This is a genomic window from Streptomyces sp. NPDC046939 (assembly GCF_040644575.1).
Taxonomy (GTDB): Bacteria; Actinomycetota; Actinomycetes; order Streptomycetales; family Streptomycetaceae; genus Streptomyces.
In genome coordinates this window covers 84,489-99,754 of the sequence record NZ_JBEYWV010000026.1, presented here as the reverse complement: position 1 = coordinate 99,754, position 15,266 = coordinate 84,489, and the positions used below count along the sequence as shown (strand labels likewise).

Sequence of the window (15,266 nt, the reverse complement as noted above, 5' to 3'; positions counted from 1 at the left end):
CAAGCCATGAGCCACACACCGAGCACGCTTCGGTCCGGGGACCCGGACGCCGCGGCGGCCCGGCCGCCCGTGCAGCGCGTCGACAGCCCCGAACTGCCGGCCGCCCCCACGCACGACCTGGCCCGCCTCGACCTGCCCGAGCTGCGCCGGGTGCGCCGGGAGTCGCAGCAGGACGAGGCGGACCTGAGCTACGTACGCCGCCTGCTCCAGGGCCGCATCGACATCCTCCGCGCCGAACTGGGGCGACGCCGCGACCCCGAGACGCCCGTCGTGGACCGGCTCTCGGAGATCCTCCGCGACCAGCCGACGCGCCAGCGCTCCTCGGCCCGCCACGTCACCCTGGGCACCCCGCACAGCGAGGAGTACCGGCGCCTCGCCGCCGAGATGCTCTCCGAGGTCGAACTCTCCGACCTGGCGGCCCGCACGGACGACGAACTCCACGCGGCGATGGGCCGCCTCATCCGCTACGAGCACCAGGTCTCGACCCGCCGCCACCACCTCCAGCGAACGGCGGACGACTGCATCGCGGAAATCGCCCGCCGCTACAGGGAGGGCGAGGCCCAGGTGGACGACTTGCTGGTCAACGGGGGTTGAGGGGCGTGCCCTCGGGGGAGGCGCGGCGAAGCCGCAGCCTCCAGGGGCGCGGGGAACTGCGCGAGCAACCACGAAGAACCCGCACCCGGCGACGAAGACCGACGCTCGCGGCGCTCTCAGGGGCGCGGGGAACTGCGCGACCAGCCACGACGTACCCGCACCGAACCACCCGCCCCCGGGGCCCTAGAATCCCGGCGACACCAAGCCCGCCCCACCCCTAACGTGGCCCCATGATCACCCGCCCCGCCGAAGGCACCCCCGTACGGCCCATCACCGAAGAAGAACTCCCCGCCTGGTCCCGCGCCCTGAACGCCGGTTTCCTCCGCACCCCCACCACGTCACCGGAGACCGTGACCAAGCGCCGGGCCCACTTCGACCTGACCCGCACCCGCGCCGCGTTCGACGAGACGAACCCGGGCCGGCCCGGGCACCAGGTCGCCACCTTCCGCTCGTTCGCGCAGACCCTGAGCGTCCCGGGCGGAGCCACCGTCCCGACCGATGCCGTCACGAACGTCACGGTCAGCCCGACGCACCGCCGCCGCGGCCTGCTGAGCCGCATGATGGCCGACGACCTGGCGGAGGCGAAGGCCCGGGGCGACGTCGCGGCGACGCTGATCGCCGCCGAGTACCGCATCTACGGCCGCTACGGTTTCGGCCCGGCCGCCACGACCGCCCGGTGGGAGATCGACGTGCCGCGCGCCGGCCTGGACCCACGCTGGTCGGGCCCGACGGACGGCGCCCGGATCGATCCGGCGGACCCGGAGGAGGTGCGCCGGATCGGCCCGGCGCTGCACGCGCGGGTGCGCGCCCGCGTGGCCGGCGTCCCGTCGCGGGACGATTTCTGGTGGCAGTACGCGACCGGTAGGTGGCCGACGCCCGAGGACCCCTGGACGGAGCCGTTCTACGCGGTGTACCGCACCGCGGACGGCGAGGTGGACGGCCTTGTCGCGTACCGAGCGGACGATCATTGGGGCGACGCGAAGGTGCCGGGCAACACGGCGACCGTGCTGAACCTGCTCGGCGCCACCCCGGCCGCCGAGCGCGCCCTGTGGCACCACCTGTGTTCGATCGACTGGGTCACCACGGTGCGGACGGACGGCCGCGCCCCCGACGACCTGCTGCCCCACCTGCTCCCGGACCCGCGCGCGGCCCGCATCGTGACGCAGGCCGACTTCTTGTGGGTGCGGATCCTGGACGTCGTACGGGCGCTGGAGGCGCGGACGTACGCGGCGAGCGGCGATCTGGTCGTCCAGGTGCGGGACGGCGCGGGTTTCGCCGAGGGCCGGTTCCGGCTGTCGGCGGGGCCGGACGGGGCGTCGTGCGTCCCGACGACCGAGGCGCCGCAGCTCACGCTCGACGTCGGGGAGCTGGGCGCGTTGTGGCTGGGCGATGTGTCGGCGGTGCGGCTGGCCGCTCTGGGCCGGGTCGGGGAGGAGACGGAGGGCGCCGCCGCGCGGGCCGACGCCCTGTTCCGTACGGCGAGACGCCCGTGGTGCGTCGACATGTTCTGACGGCGACCCCGTACGCACGTATCGCTTGCGTACGTACGGGGTCGAAGACCGACCGGACTCCCGGCTCCCCTCCGGAAGGGAGCCCGGTCAGCCGCTCTGGGCCAGCAGCAGGACGAGGATGGCCGCCCCGATGCCGCTGATGGTGGTGTTCTTGGCCTTGAGGCCGATGGAGAGCACGACGAAGGCGATGATGCCCATCGGGCCGTACTTCCACTGGATGAGCTGCTCGAATCCGATAGCGAGAGCGGCGATCAGGATGGCGAGGACCGGCATTGGACTTACCCCCTTTAGGTCCGAGTGGTGACCAACTCCGGCTCCATGCCGGTGACGTAGACCAACCTGTGTGACCGACGCCAACCCCCGAGGTTGTCCGACCATGTCGCGCAAGTTGGTCACCAACTCACTGATACTTATCTCCGCTGAAGCGCGACTCATAACCACCTTTCCCGCAACTCCCCCAAGATGGCGGGAAGTTGTAGTCTTTGGCTGTGAGTGCGGAACATGCCGCCGTCAATGGACGGCCGGAGCCGCCGCGGACGCAGTGGACGTACCGCGAGGTGGCCGATGAACTGCGCACCCGGATCCGCTCCGGGGTTCTCCGTCCCGGCCAGCGCATGCCCACGCAGGCGCAGTTGGCGGACGACTTCGGTGTGGACCGCTCCGCCGTGCGCCAGGCGCTGCGCATCCTGCAGTCCGAGCAACTGCTGTCCAACGTCTCCAAGGGGAGCCCGGCCACCGTCGCGGACACCACGCGCCCCGCGCCGGACGGCTCCGGCGGCCTGCCGCAGCCGACGATGGTCGCGCTGGCGCAGCGGGTCGCGGCGGCGTTCCGCCATCCCGACGTGGAGATCGACGCCCTGTGTCTGACGTCGGTCTCGCTGACGCTCGCGATGGGCGAGCCGCTGCGCGAGATCCACGCGGGCCGCATAAAACCGGCCAGGGTGCGCGTGCGGGTGCTGCTGCCGAGCCGGGACATCGACCTCGCCTTCCCCGCCCCGGCCGACGCCGAGGTGGAGGCGGACGGCGTGACGACGGACCGGCTGCAGCGCGACTGGCTGGAGCAGCGCAACGCGCAGGGGCAGGTCCTGCGCCACAACCTGCTGGCCCTGCGGACCACGCATGGCATCGACGTCGAGGTGGCGTTCCGGGCGCTGCCGTTCACGCCACCGGTCAAGCTGTACCTGCTCAACAACGTGGAGGCGCTGTTCGCGTACTACACGCTGGCGCGGCGGGACACGCAGATCGACCACGAGTGGGTGGACGTCTACGACACCCAGGGCGTGCGCCAGATGCTGTTCGGGTTCCGGCAGGGGGCGGGACTGCGGGACACGACGTTCGTCGAACAGTCCCACCTCTGGTTCAACAGCCTGTGGAACACGATCAGCGGGGACCTGACGCTGAGCGCCTAGTGCGGTCCCTTTCCTCAGGTGAGCGCGGGGCCGGCCACCATGATGGCGAGCAGGACGCCGCCGACGGAACTGCACGTGGCGTTCCGCGACTTCGCGCCGATGGCCAGCAGGAGCAGACCGGCGATGCCGGCCGGTCCGTAGTGCCACTGGACGAGCTGCTCGAAGGTGATCACGAACACCGCGGAGAGGAGGCTCAGGAAGGCCATGACATTTCCTCCTTCTTCGGCTGCGGTGATGCTGGTTGGTCCGAGTTGGCGACCAACTCTACTGTAGTTGTGCCCACTTGGTCGCTGGTAATAAACAAGTCATCAACAAGTGCCGCCAAGTGACAGGGAGTTGTACCATTTGGTTCGTGACTGGGGAGCGTGGCAGACATGGCTGACATGGCAGACGCGGCACTGAACGGCGGGGGCAGGCGTTCGCCCCAGGAGATCGCCGACGACCTGCGGGAGCGCATCAGGGCCGGCCGGCTGCGCGCCGGCGAGCGGCTGCCCACGCAGGCGGCGCTCGCCGTCGAGTTCGGCGTGGAGCGCGGCACGGTCCGCCAGGCGCTGCACCTCCTTCAGTCGGACGGCCTCCTGAGCAACATCAGCAAGGGCAGCCCCCCGCGCATCGCCAGCGCCTCCCCGGCCCGGGACGAGCCACGGCCCACCATGGTCGCGCTCGCGCCCCGCCTGGTGGAGGCGTTCGCCCAGCCCAAGGTCCGTATCGACGCCGTCTGCATGACCTCCGAGACGCTGATGCTGGCCCTCGGCGAGCCGCTGCGCCTCATCCACGAGGGCCGGATGCGGCCCGAGTCCATCGACGTACGCATCCTGCTGCCGAGCCGCGACATCGACCTGGCCTTCCCGGTGCCGGTCCCCGACGACACGGACGGCACCGACCGCGCCGACGACGAGGCGGTCCACCAGCGCTGGCTCGCCACGCGCAACGCCCAGGGCCAGGTCCTGCGCCACAACCTGCGCTCCCTGCGCTCCTCGCACGGCATCGACGTCCAGGTCACCTTCCGGGCGCTGCCGTTCACCCCGCCGGTCAAGCTCTACCTGCTGAACGACGCGGAGGCGCTCCTCTCGTACTACATGGTCACGCGCCGGGAGGAGGAGATCGACAGCGGCACCAAGCTGGAGATGTACGCCGCCACCGGCTCGCAGGCCCTGCTGTTCTCCTTCGAGCAGCGCGCGGGCCACCGGGACCGGGCGTTCGTGGAGGAGTCGCAGAAGTGGTTCACCGCCCTCTGGGAAACCATCACCTCCGACCTGACACTCTCCTAGTGACTTCAGATGCGACGAAACAGAGCGTTCCCGTGGCCGAAGTGACGGGAGCGGAGACGGAGTTCGACGGTGCGGGCCGGTCGCTCGCCGATCTGGTCAGGGGCGCACGCCATGTGCTCTTCGACTTCGACGGGCCGATCTGCCGCCTCTTCGCGGGGCGCCCGGCGCCCGTGATCGCCCGCGAGCAGGTCGACTGGCTGGACGCGCAGGGCCTCGGCGAGGTGCTGACCCCGGCGGAGCGCACCGACGGCGATCCGCACAGCGCGCTGCGCAGCCTGGGGCTGCAACGGCCCGACAGCGACCTCGTCATCGAGATGGAGAAACGTCTCACCGAACAGGAGCTCAAGGCGGTCCGCTCCGCCTGGCCCACCGAACACGCGGACCCGCTGATCCGCACCTGGTCCGCGGTCGGCGCCCGCCTCGCCATCACCACCAACAACTCGCCCGAGGCGGCCCGCCGCTACCTGGAGGGCCGCGGCCTCGCCCCCTGCTTCGAGCCCCACATCTACGGCCGCACCCACGACCTCCGCCTGCTCAAACCGGACCCGTACTGCCTCAACCTCGCCCTGCGGGCCCTGGGCGCGGCCCCGGCCGCCGCCCTGATGATCGGCGACGCCCCGACGGACCTGCTGGCCGCACGCGCCGCGGGCGTCCCGTTCCTCGGCTACGCGCGCAACGAGCGCAAGGCCGTGCCGCTGCGCGAGGCGGGCGCCCGCCACGTGATCAGCTCCCTGGAGACCCTCCTCACCATCCTGCGGGGTCCGTAGGACCGCCCGACGCCCCCCGCGGAACCCGTTGCTCCGCGCACGTCAGGTGGAGTTGGCGACCAACTGACGTAGAGTTGACGCAACTTGGCAAGGCGGAAACTTGCCGAGGCGGGACGGGAGTACGTCGCGGTGAACGGCAAGAGCAGCCCCACCCCCAGAGCCACCTCCGACGAGATCGCCGGCATCCTGCGCGAGCGCATCAGAGAAGGCGTCCTCAAGGCGGGTGACCGGCTGCCCACGCAGGCCGCGCTCGCCGAACAGTTCGGCGTGGAGCGCGGTACGATCCGGCACGCGCTGCAGCACCTGCACGCGGACGGCCTCCTGACCAACGTCAGCAAGGGCAGCCCGCCCCAGGTCGCCGCCGCCTCCGCCGCCCCGGCCCCCGGCGGCTCCCGCGCGGCCCGCTCCATCCTCGGCCCCCGCCTCGTCGCCGCCTTCGGGCAGCCCCGCGTACGGGTCGACGTGGCCTGCCTGACGGCCGAGACCCTGATGACCGCGCTCGGCGAACCCCTGCGCCGCGTCTACGAGGGCACCGACCGCCCCGAATCGGTCCGCCTCCGCGTCCTGCTGCCGCTCCTCGACCAGGACCTCGACTACCCCTCGCCCGACAAGGGCTGGGGCCACGACGAGGCCCTGGACCGCGCCGTCAAGGAACGCAGCCGCGCCCAGCGCGCCGCCCAGCAGACGGTCCTCACCAACACGGTCACGGGCCTGCGCCGCAGCGGCATCGACGCCCACGTCACCTTCCGCTACACCCTCGGCACCCCCACCCGGAAGGTCTACCTCCTGAACCGCCGGGTGGCCCTGGTCGGCCACTACATCCCCGGCCGCTTCCTCCGCGAGGTGGAGGACTACGAGGGGGCGAACCCGGTGCCGCTGTGCGATGTGGAGGGGTTCGATACGCCGATGTTCGTGTTCGACGCCGACGACCGCGGGGACGCGGCGGCCTTCGCCCAGGCCGAGCAGGCCATGTTCGACGGCATCTGGGAGCACGTGGCGCGGGCTCAGGCCTGAGCCAGCACCAGGAGCGCGAGCACGACCCCGGTGAACGCCCACGGAGTGGACTTCCGCTCGGCCGACCACAGGAGGGTCAGGACCGCCAGCGCGAAGACGCCGAACACCCCGTACCGGGACTGCAGGAACTGTTCGACGCCATAGCCGATCAGAGGCGTCAGGACGTGCCATACCGGATTCATGTACCCCACCCCTTGTGATGTCGCGTCGCTGCCGTCACCTACTGGTCCAATTGGACTGGTTGACTTGGATGGGTCCTCCCCGGACGGGCAGATCGTTAATCAACGGACATACGTGTACGGGAAGTTGACTGAAACCGGTGTGCGGTTGGGCTGACGGAGGTACGTTCCCCCTGTGGTGAGCGGCCGAGGCGGTTCGAGCGGTGGCAGCGCGGTCTTCCGCGTCGTCGAGGATCTGCGCGCACGGATGGCGGGAGGGGATCTGCCGCTGGGCGCGCCCCTGCCGCCGCAGCGCGCGTTGGCGGACACCTACGACGTCTCGCGCGACACCGTGCAGAAGGCGCTTCAGCAGTTGCGCGACGAAGGCTGGGTCGAGTCCCGGCAGGGCAGCGGTACACGCGTGGTCAAGGCCCAGCAGGTCCAGTCGTACACCGCGAGGGCGGCCAGAAGCGGCCGGGTGACGCTGCGCGAGTTCTTCGACGAGGCGTTCACCCAGGAGGAGCTGGCGCTCGACGTCTTCACCCTGACGTCGGAGTCGCTGGACACCCAGGTCCGCGGGCAGATCGAACGGATCAGGTCCGAGGAGACGCGGCCGCGCGGCGTCACCATCCGGATGCTGCTGCCCTCGGAATCCCTCGACCTGCCGTATCCGCGGGCCATCGAGGACCCGGGCGGCCGTCTGACGGCGCGGCTGCAGAAGAGGCTGCTCGGGATCACCCACCGGCACAGCGGCTCCATCGAGGTGCAGCTCAGGCAGTTGGAGGCCGAGGGCCTGGTGGAGTACGCGCGGGTCGAGATACGCCATGTGGATCTGGCGCCGGCCTTCAAGCTGTACCTGATCAACGGCGCGCAGGCGCTGCACGGCCCGTACGAGGTCCTGGAGCGGCCCATCGTCCTCAGCGACAAGGAGACGGTGGAGGCGCTGGACGTGCTCGGCCTGGGCGCGATGCTCACGCACTACCTCAAGGACGACAACCCGGACTCGCGCGGTTCGGTCTTCGTGGCGGCGTGGCAGGCGTGGTTCGACTCGGTGTGGGAGCACCTGGCGTACTGAATCGGTCGTCGTCCGAACGCGCGCCACGGAAGAGTTGTCTTTACTCCGTCCGTATACGGCAGTCCCGGTCTCAGGATGTGGGCTGTCCCGTCCGGGTTTACTCTGTGGGCCTGTTACGGCCCGATGCATGAGTATCCAGGAGTGACCGGTGGGCGCAGATCTCGCCCTGAGGTCCCAGCAGCCCGACGAGGTCCATGAGGTACGGACGCCGTGGCTGTGGGACAGCGTCGTCGAGGGCGCGCGACGCCGTGGCGAGGAGCTGAGCGGACACCACAACTGCAACCAGGTGGTGCAGCTCTCCGCCGACGAGGCGGCCCTTCTCGGCCGTCCGGCCGGTTCCCGCGTGATGGTCAGACGCCGCAAGAAGGACGCGCCCTCGGTGGTGATCAGGACGTGGCCCGACGAGCGGGCGGTCCTCGACGCGATCGGCGGCACGCTCGGCCACGTACCGCAGTGCCTGGCGCGGCGCGATGACATCGCCGTGCACAGCTATATGGAGGGCACGCCGCTGTCCGGCGTGTGCCGGGACGGGAAGCCGGTCGACTCGCTGCTGATCGACGCCTTCGCCGGTCTGCTCGCGGACATGGCGCGCGTCCCGGAGGAGCGCCTGCCGCCCCGGCCGTCCTACTGGCCCCGCGACCGTGACTGCCGGGGGTTCCTGCGCAGGCTGGCGCTCGCGGCCGACGAGCAGGTGCGCCAGCCCAATTGGGCTGAATACGGTGGACTGTTCGTGGCGCTCGGCGTACCGGAGAACGCCCTGAGGCTGTACGCGGACTGGGCGCCGAAGCTGACCCCGCGTCCGTTCAGCCTCCTCCACGGCGATCTGCACCGGGACAACGTCATCGTCACCTACGACGGCGTGCCGCCGCTGATGTTCGTGGACTGGGAGCTGGCGACGTACGGCGATCCGCTGCACGACCTCGCCGTCCACCTGGTGCGGATGCGCTATCCGCGGGAGCAGTGGACCGAGGTGATCGAGCGCTGGCGGGAGGCGATGCGCCGGGTGCGCCCGGCGGCGGTCGCGGGGCTCGACGAGGACCTGCGGCACTACGTCGACTTCGAGCGCGCCCAGTCCGTGTATCCGGATGTGATCAGGGCGGTCGGATCGCTCGGCGACACCTTCACGCAGAGCGATCTTGAAGCGGCGTCGGAGGAGGTCCACCGGGCCCTGCTCGTGGCCCGGCGGCCGCTGCGGCTGCGGGACGTGCTGGCCACGGACGCGATCGAGCCGCTGCTCTTCCGGTGGCGGGTGGCGCGAGGCTCGCGCCACCGGGGCAGGTTCTTCTCCGCGGCCATCAACTGGCGGCGCGACGACCGCGTGCCCTTGCGGGCGCCCTTCTCCGAGGCGGAGGTCGAGGCGGCCCTGTGGGCGGAGGGCGCGGCGACCGCGCGGCAGATCTTCAAGGGCACCGCCCACCTCGGCACGGTGGTGGAGGTCGGCGGCTACGACGCCCCCGTCATGGTCCGCCGGAAGGTGGGCACGGACAGCCCGATCGAGCCGCGGTTCCTCGCCGAGCACGCGGTCCTGCGGGCCATCGAGGACGCGGGCGTGGCCGTGCGGGTGCCCAAGGTGCTGGCCCTGGGCGAGAGCGACTTCGACGAGCCGTTCACGATCCACACGTACGTGGGCCCGGCCGAGGCGGGACTGCGCCCGGCCCATCCGGTGCACGGACTGCTCCTCGGCGAGGCCCATGACCTCGTCGACCAGTTGGCGAGGCTGACGGAGGTCGATCCGGGGCCGTTGGCGCAGGACATGGCGGGCTCCGGCTTCCACGGATGGCTCTGCGGCCGGCTCGTGGAGATGGTCGCCGGACTGTCGCGCACGACGAAGGACCTGGCGGCCCGCCTCGGCCTGCCGGACGCCACCGGGCTGGACGAGCGCCTGCGCCGGCACGAGGTGCGCGAGCGCCCGAACGTCCTGCTCCACGGCGACCTCAACCCGTGGAACCTGGTGCGGGGCGAGCGCGGCTTCGGCCTCACCCTCATCGACTGGGAGATGGCCATGGTGGGCGACCCGCTCTACGACCTCGTGCGCCACATCCACCTCACGCCGACGACGCGCGAGATCCGGGACCGGATGTACGCCCGCTGGCGGCGACTGCTCCCGGCCGCCCACACGGCCGGCTGGGAACAGGACGTGCCCGTGTACCAGGGCCTGGAGATCGTCCGCTCCGCCTACGTGGACCTGGACCGGCTCGTCACCGGGTCCGGCCTCGACGCCCCGAACGTCCGGCGCGCCGTGGGCTCGTACACGACGACGCTCCACAAGGCCCTGAGGTGGCTGGACATGCCCCGCGGCTCCTGGACGGCGGCCAACCCGTACCTCGCCCTCGCGCTGCCGCACGCGGAGCCGGGACCCGTACCCTCCTGACCATGACCACCCCCGCCCCCGGCCTCCGTGAGCGCAAGAAGCAGCGGACTCGGCAGACGCTTTCCGATGTCGCTGTGCGGCTGTTCCTGGAGAGGGGGTACGACAAGGTGTCCGTCGCGGAGGTCGCGGCGGCGGCGGAGGTGTCGAAGCCGACGTTGTTCCGGTACTTCCCGGCCAAGGAGGACCTGGTGCTGCACCGGTTCGCCGATCACGAGGACGAGGCGGCCCGGGTCGTGGCGGGCCGGGGTGACGGGGAGGCGCCGGTCGAGGCGTTGCGGCGGCATTTCCTGGCGGGGCTCCGGCGCCGGGACCCGGTGACCGGGCTGTGCGATCACCCGGACGTGCTCGCGTACCAGGAGCTGTTGTACGGGACGCCGTCCCTGGTGGCGCGGTTGTACGGGTACCGGGAGCGGTCGGAGCTGGCGTTGGCCAAGGCGCTGGGCGGACCGGCCGTCGAGGCGCGGCTCGCCGCCGGGCAGATCGTCGCGGTGCAGCGCATCCTCGCCGAGGAGAACGTGCGGCGGATCCGGGACGGGGAGGCGGCGGACGCGGTGGAGGCGGACGCGGTGCGCGCCGCCGAGGCCGGGTTCGGGCAGTTGGTGGCGGGGTTGCCGGGGCGGTTCGGCGGGGGCGGCGGGCGGAGCGCCCCGATGTAGGGCTGTCGCGGTTCGAGTTCGGGTTTCACTTCCGGGTCTGAGTAAAAGATTTAACCGGGTTGCGTTTTCGGGGTACCGTGGACGCATGGACCAGTCCTCCCTCCATGCCGAACGCCGTTTCCACGACACCTGCCGCGCCGCCCTCACCGCCATGGTCGAAGGGGCCGACGAACAGGTCGTCATCGGGGAGAACGCCTCCGCCTCCGGTGCCGACGCCGAAGTCCTCGGATACCAGCTCCGCAGTCTCGCCAAAGGGCTCAAGGAGCTGCCGCGCGGGCCGCTGTTCTTCGGGCGGCTCGACTTCGGCCCTGCCGGTGAGCACGCCGGGCAGAGCTACCACGTCGGGCGGCTGCGGATCACCGAGCACCCGGCCGCGCCGCCCCTCGTCGTCGACTGGCGGGCGCCGGTGTCCCGGGCCTTCTACCAGGCGGGCGTCAACGATCCACAGGGTGTGGACGTACGGCGCCGGTTCGGCTGGGCGCCGGGCAGCCCGGGCGACTCCGCCGACCTGACCAGCATGGAGGACGAGCGGCTCGGCGCCGGGGAGGACGGCGGCGGCAGCCGGATCCTCGCCGGGGAGATCGAACGGCCCCGGGTCGGCCCCATGCGGGACATCGCCGCCACCATCCAGCCCGACCAGGACGACCTGGTGCGGGCCGGGATCGGCACGTCGTTGTGCGTGCAGGGCGCGCCCGGCACCGGCAAGACCGCCGTGGGGCTGCACCGGGCCGCGTACCTCCTCTACACGTATCCGCAGCGCATCCAGCGCGGCGGACTGCTGGTCCTCGGGCCCAACCGGACCTTCCTGACCTACATCTCCGCCGTGCTCCCCGCCCTCGGGGAGAGCGGGGTGCGGCAGTCGACCGTCGAGGAGCTGGTCGAGCGGGGAGGGGCGGCCCGGGACGACAGCGACCTCGCCGCCGTCGTCAAGCACGACGTGCGGATGGCGGAGGTGCTGCGCCGCGCGCTCTATGCCCGGGTCTCACCCGACGCCGCCCCCGACGGGCTCACCGTGCCCGACGGGTCCTACCGCTGGCGCGTACCGCTCACCGAACTCCGGCGCATCGTGGCCGACGTACGCGAGGAGGAGCCGCCGTACGCCATGGGGCGCGAGCGTGTACGCGACCGGGCCGTGCGGCTTGTGCGGGAGCGGGCCGAGCGGCGCGGTGTCGCGGTGACCAACGCCTGGCTGCGGAAGATCGGGCGGTCACGGGCCGTACGGGAGTACGTGGACGCCGTCTGGCCCCGGGTCCGCCCCGAGGAGGTGCTGTGGCGGCTGCTGTCCGACCCCGGGGAGCTGGCCGCCGCCGCGGAGGGGGTGCTGGACGGTGACGAGCAGAAGGCGTTGCTGTGGGACCGGCCCTCACGTTCGTACAAGTCCGCGAAGTGGTCCGCCGCGGACCTTGTGCTGCTCGACGAGGTCGCCGGGCTGATCGAACGTCCTGAGGGGTACGGGCACATCGTCGTCGATGAGGCGCAGGACCTCTCGCCGATGCAGGCGCGGGTCGTCGCCCGGCGCGCCGCGTTCGGGTCGCTGACCGTGCTCGGGGACCTCGCGCAGGGGACCACGCCGTGGGCTGCGCGGAACTGGGGTGAACTCCTGGGTCACCTGGGCAAGCCCGGGGCCGACGTGGTGGCGTTGACCACCGGGTTCCGGGTGCCGGCCGGGGTCGTCGAACTGGCGAACCAAGTGCTGGAGCGCATCGACGTCGACGTGCCCGCGGCGCGGTCGCTGCGCCGGGACGGCGAGGTGCGGGTCGAACGCGTCGGCGTCCAGGACGTGGCGGGCGGGGTGGTGCGGGCGGTGCGGCGGGCGCTGACGTACGAGGGGTCGGTCGGGGTGATCGCGGCGGAGGGGGACGTGGCGGGGGTTCGCTCGGCGCTGACCCGGGCCGGTGTGCGGGTGGCCGGGGTGGGGGAGCTCGGGGCGCGGGTCGCGGTGCTCGGGGCCGGGGAGGTCAAGGGGCTGGAGTACGACCACGTCGTTGTGGTGGAACCGGCGGCGGTGGTGGGAGGGGAGGTGCGGGGGTTGGAGCGGCTGTATGTCGTGCTGACCCGGGCGGTTTCGCGGCTGGATGTTGTGCATGGGCGGGCGTTGCCGTTCGCTCCGCGGTAGGGGCGGGGTGCCTCCGGGGTGGCCCGGTCTGTTTGTTCGCGGGTGCGGGTGTGTTGTGGCTGGTCGCGCAGTTCCCCGCGCCCCTGAGGGGGCTGTCCCGGTTGGTTTGTTGGGTGGGTGCGGGTGTGTCGTGGCTGGGCGCGCAGTTCCCCGCGCCCCTGGCCGGGTTGTCCTTGGCGGCGTCTCACGCCCTCTGCCGTGGGCGGCGGGTGGGGGACGGGGTTGGGGTGGAGAGGTGGCCTGTGGTCAGGTGGGTCAGGAGGCGGAGGAACGTCTCCCTGTCGGCCGGGGGGAGCGCGGCCAGTGCCTCCTCGTGGACCCGGTCCACGATCTCCTGGCTGCGCGCCGCCGTCCGCGCGCCCTCCTCCGTCACCGCGATGATCCGCGCCCGCCGGTCCGTACTGGAGGGGCGGCGCTCCGCGAGCCCCGCCTTCTCCAGCGCGTCGACGGTCACCACCATCGTCGTCTTGTCCATGTCGCCGATCTCGGCCAACTGGTTCTGCGTGCGCTCCTCCTCCAGCGCGTGCACGAGCACGCAGTGCATGCGCGCCGTCAGGCCGATCTCGGCGAGCGCCGCCGCCATCTGCGTCCGCAGCACGTGACTGGTGTGGTCCAGGAGGTAGGAGAGGTCGGGCCTGGTCCGGGTGGGGGCGGGCGTCATGGCGGTCATGGCCTTCAGGGTAGTCGCCTTCGCGGTCACGATCCCGTGAAAGATAGTCTGCAACGGAACTATCTGTTACGGTCATTCCGTCGTCGCCGCCCGGAGGGGGTGGTGGCCCGACCCAGGAGGACCGTTCGCCGTGTCCGCCCCGCCCGTCACCGAAGCCGCGCGACCCGCGCCGCCCCGCCCCCGTTCCCGCTGGCTCGCCCTCGGCGTCATCGCCACCGGAACGCTGATGATCATCCTCGACGGCTCCATCGTCACCGTCGCCCTCCCCGCCATGCAGGAGGACCTCGGCCTCTCGCCCGGCGGCCTGAGCTGGGTGGTCAACGCCTACCTCATCGCCTTCGGGAGCCTGCTCCTGCTCGCCGGACGCCTCGGCGACCTCGTGGGCCGCAAGCGGATGTTCCTGACCGGCACCGCCGTGTTCACCGCCGCCTCGCTCCTCGCGGGGTTCGCCACCGGCTCCGCCGTGCTGCTCGCCGCCCGGTTCCTGCAAGGGGTCGGCAGCGCCATGGCCGCCGCCGTCGGGCTCGGCATCCTGGTCACCCTCTTCACCGACCCGCGCGAACGGGCCCGCGCCATCGGCGTGTTCAGCTTCACCGGCGCCGCCGGGGCCTCAATCGGGCAGGTGCTCGGCGGCGTACTGACCGACGCCCTCGACTGGCACTGGATCTTCTTCGTCAACCTGCCCATCGGCGCCGCCGTCCTCGCCCTCGCCCTGCCCGCGCTCCCCGCCGACCGCGGCCTCGGACTGCGCGCGGGCGCCGACGCGTGGGGCGCGCTGCTGATCACCGGCGGGCTGATGCTCGGCATCTACGGCGTCGTGAAGATCGAGGAGTACGGGGCCTGGTCGGCGCAGACGGTGGGGTCGGTCGGCGGCTCGCTCGCCCTGATCGCCGGGTTCGGTGTGCGGCAGAGCCGGGCGCGCACGCCGCTCATGCCGTTGCGCGTCCTGCGCTCGCGCGCCGTCGTCGGCGCGGGCGTCACCCAGATCCTCACGCTCGCCGCGATGTTCGCCTTCCAGGTGCTCGCCGCGCTCTACATGCAGCGGGTCCTGGGGTACGGGGCCCTCGCGACCGGCCTCGCCATGCTGCCCGCCGCCGTCATGATCGGGGCGGTCTCGCTCGGTGCGTCGGCGCGGCTCGCCCACCGTTTCGGGGAGCGCCAGGTGCTCCTCGCCGGACTCGTGCTGCTCGCGGGCGCCCTCGGCTATCTCGCGCGGGTGCCCGTCCACGGCTCGTACGTCCCTGATCTGCTCCCCGTGATGCTGCTGATCTCCGGCGGCGGGCTGGTCCTGCCGGCGCTCGCCGGGCTCGGCATGTCGGCGGCGGGGGAGGAGGACGCGGGCCTCGCCTCCGGCCTCTTCAACACCACCCAGCAGATCGGCATGGCGCTCGGCGTCGCCGTCCTGTCCACGCTCGCCGCGTCCCGCACGGGCACGCTGCTCGCCGGGGGAGCCGCCCGGGAGACGGCCCTGACCAGCGGATACCGGCTCGCGTTCGGCGTCGGGGCCGGACTGATCGGGGCGGCGTTCCTGGTGGCGCTGCTGGTGCTGCGCGCACCCGATCCCCGTAAGGCAAGCCGCGTAGCCCCAGCCAGCGATCCGCGTAAGCCCCGTAGGCCGCCTAAGGCCGCCTAAGGCCACCTGAGCCACCGAAGA

Annotated in this window: 15 protein-coding genes; 11 read left to right on the top strand and 4 right to left on the bottom strand. The window is 72.0% G+C overall.

The features are described from left to right. Positions 1-6 precede the first annotated feature (6 nt). Positions 7-594, top strand: coding sequence for an ABC transporter substrate-binding protein (locus tag ABZ877_RS26770; RefSeq protein ID WP_361075508.1), 588 nt, complete (start codon positions 7-9; stop codon positions 592-594). Positions 595-824: 230 nt separating this feature from the next. Next, positions 825-2,105, top strand: a complete 1,281-nt coding sequence (locus ABZ877_RS26765; RefSeq protein WP_361075506.1) for a GNAT family N-acetyltransferase — start codon at positions 825-827, stop codon at positions 2,103-2,105. A gap of 87 nt (positions 2,106-2,192) precedes the next feature. Here ABZ877_RS26765 and ABZ877_RS26760 read toward each other — a convergent pair whose 3' ends face one another. After that, the gene (locus ABZ877_RS26760; RefSeq protein WP_361075504.1) at positions 2,193-2,378 is read right to left on the bottom strand and encodes a hypothetical protein; all 186 of its coding nucleotides are present in this window, start codon (positions 2,376-2,378) and stop codon (positions 2,193-2,195) included. Between the two features lie 215 nt (positions 2,379-2,593). Between ABZ877_RS26760 and ABZ877_RS26755 the strand changes: the two genes are divergently transcribed. Further along, the gene (locus ABZ877_RS26755) at positions 2,594-3,514 is read left to right on the top strand and encodes a GntR family transcriptional regulator (RefSeq protein ID WP_361075502.1); all 921 of its coding nucleotides are present in this window, start codon (positions 2,594-2,596) and stop codon (positions 3,512-3,514) included. 14 nt (positions 3,515-3,528) lie between these two features. Here the strand turns inward: ABZ877_RS26755 and ABZ877_RS26750 are convergent, their stop codons facing one another. After that, entirely contained in the window at positions 3,529-3,720 is a 192-nt protein-coding gene (locus ABZ877_RS26750) for a hypothetical protein (protein ID WP_361075500.1), read from the bottom strand. Positions 3,721-3,888: 168 nt separating this feature from the next. Here ABZ877_RS26750 and ABZ877_RS26745 point away from each other — a divergent pair, with 168 nt between their 5' ends. The 3 genes from ABZ877_RS26745 (at position 3,889) to ABZ877_RS26735 (ending at position 6,566) form a co-directional block, all read left to right on the top strand. Further along, the gene (locus ABZ877_RS26745) at positions 3,889-4,785 is read left to right on the top strand and encodes a winged helix-turn-helix domain-containing protein (protein ID WP_361075498.1); all 897 of its coding nucleotides are present in this window, start codon (positions 3,889-3,891) and stop codon (positions 4,783-4,785) included. Positions 4,786-4,817: 32 nt separating this feature from the next. Next, complete coding sequence (locus ABZ877_RS26740) at positions 4,818-5,552, top strand: HAD family hydrolase (RefSeq protein WP_361075496.1); 735 nt, start codon at positions 4,818-4,820, stop codon at positions 5,550-5,552. A gap of 84 nt (positions 5,553-5,636) precedes the next feature. Beyond that, positions 5,637-6,566 carry a GntR family transcriptional regulator gene (locus tag ABZ877_RS26735; RefSeq protein WP_361075494.1) on the top strand — a complete coding sequence of 310 codons (930 nt, stop codon included), beginning with the start codon at positions 5,637-5,639 and terminating at the stop codon, positions 6,564-6,566. On the opposite strand, the gene ABZ877_RS26730 is transcribed toward ABZ877_RS26735, so the two are convergent. Then, positions 6,557-6,748 carry a hypothetical protein gene (locus ABZ877_RS26730; RefSeq protein ID WP_361075492.1) on the bottom strand — a complete coding sequence of 64 codons (192 nt, stop codon included), beginning with the start codon at positions 6,746-6,748 and terminating at the stop codon, positions 6,557-6,559. The genes ABZ877_RS26735 and ABZ877_RS26730 overlap by 10 nt on opposite strands. Positions 6,749-6,920: 172 nt before the next feature. Between ABZ877_RS26730 and ABZ877_RS26725 the strand changes: the two genes are divergently transcribed. The 4 genes from ABZ877_RS26725 (at position 6,921) to ABZ877_RS26710 (ending at position 12,942) form a co-directional block, all read left to right on the top strand. Continuing rightward, complete coding sequence (locus ABZ877_RS26725; protein WP_361075490.1) at positions 6,921-7,799, top strand: GntR family transcriptional regulator; 879 nt, start codon at positions 6,921-6,923, stop codon at positions 7,797-7,799. 148 nt (positions 7,800-7,947) lie between these two features. Next, positions 7,948-10,170 carry an aminoglycoside phosphotransferase family protein gene (locus tag ABZ877_RS26720; protein ID WP_361075488.1) on the top strand — a complete coding sequence of 741 codons (2,223 nt, stop codon included), beginning with the start codon at positions 7,948-7,950 and terminating at the stop codon, positions 10,168-10,170. A 2-nt stretch (positions 10,171-10,172) separates the two neighbouring features. Then, positions 10,173-10,826: a TetR family transcriptional regulator gene (locus tag ABZ877_RS26715; protein WP_361075486.1), complete on the top strand. Its 654-nt coding sequence runs from the start codon at positions 10,173-10,175 to the stop codon at positions 10,824-10,826. Positions 10,827-10,911: 85 nt separating this feature from the next. Beyond that, the gene (locus tag ABZ877_RS26710) at positions 10,912-12,942 is read left to right on the top strand and encodes an AAA family ATPase (protein ID WP_361075484.1); all 2,031 of its coding nucleotides are present in this window, start codon (positions 10,912-10,914) and stop codon (positions 12,940-12,942) included. A gap of 184 nt (positions 12,943-13,126) precedes the next feature. Here the strand turns inward: ABZ877_RS26710 and ABZ877_RS26705 are convergent, their stop codons facing one another. After that, entirely contained in the window at positions 13,127-13,612 is a 486-nt protein-coding gene (locus ABZ877_RS26705; protein ID WP_361075482.1) for a MarR family winged helix-turn-helix transcriptional regulator, read from the bottom strand. 130 nt (positions 13,613-13,742) lie between these two features. Between ABZ877_RS26705 and ABZ877_RS26700 the strand changes: the two genes are divergently transcribed. Then, positions 13,743-15,245, top strand: coding sequence for an MFS transporter (locus ABZ877_RS26700; protein WP_361075480.1), 1,503 nt, complete (start codon positions 13,743-13,745; stop codon positions 15,243-15,245). Positions 15,246-15,266 lie beyond the last annotated feature (21 nt).